Origin of the sequence: Rhodococcus sp. R1101, from assembly GCF_000278445.1 — a bacterium.
Classification (GTDB): Bacteria; Actinomycetota; Actinomycetes; order Mycobacteriales; family Mycobacteriaceae; genus Rhodococcus; species Rhodococcus gordoniae.
In genome coordinates, this window is sequence record NZ_AJVB01000385.1 from 1 (window position 1) to 3,675 (window position 3,675).

The window sequence follows — 3,675 nt, forward strand, 5'->3', positions numbered from 1 at the left end:
GTGCCCCGCGCGCGGCGTGGCAGGCGCTGCCTGGTGAGGACTGGCCCCGTCGGCTCGCCGAACTCGCCGCGCTGACCCTGGCCTCGGGAAAGGCGGCCGTGCTCGTCGTCCCCGACCAGCGCGACCTCGACCGCCTCGTGTCGGCGTGCGCCGATGTCGCCGGGGCCGATCACGTCGTCGGCCTCGCCGCCGGTCTCGGGCCGGCCGAACGCTATCGGCGTTGGCTCGCGGCATTGAGAGGCTCCGCGCGGATCGTCGTCGGGACCCGTGCCGCGGTGTTCGCGCCGACACCCGATCTCGGGCTTCTCGTGGTGTGGGACGACGGCGACGACCTGCACTGTGAGCCGCGGTCGCCGTATCCGCACGCCCGCGAAGTGGCCGCCCTGCGCGCCCACGCGGTCGGTGCCGCGATCGTGATCGCCGGGCACGCGCGCACCGCGGAGACCCAGGCACTCGTCGACGCCGGATGGGCGCACGACCTCGTGGCGCCCCGTGACGTCGTGAGGGCGTGCGCTCCCAAGGTCACAGCCCTCGCCGACAGCGATCAGGCACTCGCGCGGGACCCGGCCGCGCGTGCCGCAAGGCTGCCGGCCATCGCGTTCGCCGCCGCGCGGTCCGCTCTCGCGTCGGAGCGCCCGGTCCTCGTGCAGGTACCACGGCGCGGTTACGTGCCCGCGTTGGCGTGCGGCAAGTGCCGGGCACCCGCTCGGTGCCGGCACTGCAACGGTCCGCTTGCGCTGCCCACCGCGGCCGGGCCCGACGGAGCCGCGATCCCGGCGTGCCGGTGGTGCGGTGTCGCCGACGCGCGGCACCGGTGCCACGCGTGCGGTGCACGTTCGTTGCGGGCTGTGGTCGTCGGGGCGGCTCGCACCGCAGAGGAACTGGGACGCGCCTTTCCCGGTGTGCCCGTCGTGACCTCCGGCGGAAACGAGGTCAAACACGCGGTGCCCGGTTCGGCGGCGCTCGTCGTCGCGACCGTGGGAGCCGAACCGGTCGCCGAGGGCGGTTACGGGGCGGCGCTGCTCCTCGACGGGTGGGCGTTGCTCGGTAGAGCCGATCTGCGTGCCGCCGAGGAGACGCTGCGGCGCTGGCTCACGGCGTCGGCCCTCGTGCGCTCGTTCGCCGAGGGGGGACAGGTCGTGGTCGTCGCGGATTCCGGGATCCCCACCGTGCAGGCACTCGTGCGCTGGGATCCCGTGGGACATGCCCGATCCGAGGTCTCCGAACGAGCCGAGGTCGGATTCCCTCCCGCGGTCCACATGGCCGCGATCGACGGGTCGTCGGCGGCGGTCGCCGAACTGCTCGGGGCCACACACCTGCCCGAGGGAGCCGAAGTACTCGGACCCGTACCGCTACCGCCGGGACAGCGACTGCCGTTCGGATCCGACGGGCCCGAACCGGAGGACGTGCACCGGATGATCGTGCGGGTCGCACGGGAGCGCGGTCGCGCACTCGGTCGGTCCCTGCGTGACGCGCAGGCCACCCGCACGGCACGTCGCGCGGACGGGCCACTGCGGGTCCAGGTGGATCCGCCGCGTATCGGTTGATCCGGCCACGGGAGGATCTCTCCGGATCCTCGCCTCGCGCCTTACGCCGCTTTCGGAATCGGTTGCGAAGGAATGGATGCGGCTTCGGAACCCTTCCACAGCGCTGCGAACTCGTGGCGGTGTCGTATGCCGAGGATGTGCAGCAGGATGAAGCGCGGCACCGGCGGCACGAGATGCACGACGTGATCTCGCGACGACGCGTCGAGGCCGTCGATGAGCCAGTTCCCCTCCTTGCCGAGTTGCTGCATTCCCTTCGGCCCGATGTTGAATTCGTCGTCCCACGCCCGCCACTGCGCATCGGTGATGCTCTTCGAGACCAGCGGCATCATCTCCCGTTCCTCGAGTTCGAGGTGGGGGAGCAGAACCTCGGACAGCCGGGACAGAGCGGCCCCGAGCGCCTCTCCGGAACCCGGACGGTCGGAGCGGAGATCGAGGGCGGCGGCCTCGACGGCCGAGATCGCCGGTTCGATCGTGCGGTGGTCGGTGTTCATCCTGTCCACGAGTGGGCCGGCTTCGGAGTTGCATCGCAGCACGAGCGGATAGAGCCCCTTGTCCTCGGACTCGTGGTGGTGGTGCAGGAAGTCCATCATCCACAGCACGTGGTCGGCGAGAGCCACGCGATGGGTCTCCTGCCAGGTCTTCGTGGCGGTGGCCACCTCGATACGAAGGAGGTCGCGGCGCAGGGCCGAGTGCACGATTCCCATGATTCGGGTATCGGCGGGTCCGTCGGGATCGGTGATCATGACGTCTCCGATGGATCGGTGAGCAACGGCACATGCGAAGTGCAGGTCGAGATGTGCGAGGACGGTGAGGACACCGTGTTCGCACCGTACAGTTCCGTCGGCGGAGGCTGTTCTCAGTGTGGAACCGCCGTGGATCGAGCGCAAGGTCCATCAGGCTCCTGTCGTACGCAGAAACGACAGCGACACACCGTGCGGGAGATACCATTCGTCACAGTAGCGAAGCTGGTTATTGTGACCGATCTCTTTCGTAGGTGCCGGGAAGGCGCGCAGAAGGAGAGGACGGACGAATGAGAGCCGGGCGGAATGTCGGCGGTGTCGTCGGCCTGTGCGTCGCCGCGATGCTCACTGCCGGTACAGCGGCGGCGCAGCCGATCTCGCCCGGTGACGGGCCGATCCTCGGTCTCGGTGAGGGTTCCGTCAGCAGCGTGCCGGTCCCGGCGGGACCGGTGGCCACCGGCCATGCCGAAGCAGCCGAGTATGCCGAGAACAATCCTGACACCGCGCCGGCGGGCAGTAACGACTTCTCGTGTGTGCCGTCCGAGGAGCATCCCCGCCCGGTGGTGCTCGCGCACGGCACCGATTCCGACGCGTACTCCGACTTCGCTGCGCTCTCACCGCTGCTCGCCGCATCGGGCTGGTGCGTGTTTGCACTGAACTACGGTCTCGCCGACGGCGCCGACGACTACGGCACGGGTGACATCCGGGTCTCCGCAGCACAGTTCGGCGACTTCGTCACCGAGGTACAGGGCGCCACCGGTGCGGAGGAGGTGGACGTCGTCGGTTATTCGCAGGGAGCCACCGTCGCTCGGTACTACATCAACGAACTCGGTGGTGCCGAGATCGTCGACCGGTGGGTCGGAATGGCGTCACCCACCTACGGGGGCACTTTCTACGGAATCGGTGCGGCCGTCGCCACGCTGCCCGGAGCGACAGACATCGTCGAGGGCGAATTCTCCGTCGCGCTCGTGCAGCAACTCGAGGGATCGGAACTGCTCGCCGAACTCAACACGCCCACCGACACCGTTCCCGGCGTGCGGTACACGACCATCGGAACCGAGGTCGACGAGGTCATCCAGCCGGCCGGCAACGTCGCACTGCGCGGGGGAGGCGCGACCAACTACGTCGTCCAGGAGCTGTGCCCGCAGGATCTGAGCGGTCACTTCAACATGGTCTACGACTCGTTCTCGCTGCAGCTCGCCCGGCACGTGCTCGATCCCGATCGGTACGCGCTCGGTGAATGCGACCCCGTCGCGCTCGGTACCGGTATCCCCGAACTGATCCTCCAGTCCAACACCTGACCGTGCCGAGAGCCCGCACGGCGCGGTGATGCGGGTCGCACGGCACCGACTCCCTAGACTGTGGGAGGTCATCGCCGTCGAGAACTG

Annotated in this window: 3 protein-coding genes; 2 read left to right on the forward strand and 1 reads right to left on the reverse strand. The window is 69.4% G+C overall.

Annotated features, from left to right (window positions below; all coding sequences use genetic code 11):
* Nucleotides 1-1,547: hypothetical protein (locus R1101_RS0118360; RefSeq protein WP_016934811.1), on the forward strand; the 1,547-nt coding region annotated here is incomplete at its 5' end.
* Nucleotides 1,548-1,588: 41 nt separating this feature from the next.
* Here R1101_RS0118360 and R1101_RS29730 read toward each other — a convergent pair.
* Complete coding sequence (locus tag R1101_RS29730) at nt 1,589-2,290, reverse strand: hemerythrin domain-containing protein (RefSeq protein ID WP_037224056.1); 702 nt, start codon at nt 2,288-2,290, stop codon at nt 1,589-1,591.
* A gap of 287 nt (nt 2,291-2,577) precedes the next feature.
* On the opposite strand from R1101_RS29730, the gene R1101_RS0118370 reads away from it, so the two are divergent.
* Nucleotides 2,578-3,588: an esterase/lipase family protein gene (locus tag R1101_RS0118370; RefSeq protein ID WP_016934813.1), complete on the forward strand. Its 1,011-nt coding sequence runs from the start codon at nt 2,578-2,580 to the stop codon at nt 3,586-3,588.
* Nucleotides 3,589-3,675 lie beyond the last annotated feature (87 nt).

What these genes read in the sequence shown, in the direction of transcription:
- R1101_RS29730 (WP_037224056.1), bottom strand. Translation starts at nt 2,290, where the DNA reads ATGATCACCGATCCCGACGGACCCGCCGATACCCGAATCATGGGAATC.
- R1101_RS0118370 (WP_016934813.1), top strand. Translation starts at nt 2,578, where the DNA reads ATGAGAGCCGGGCGGAATGTCGGCGGTGTCGTCGGCCTGTGCGTCGCC.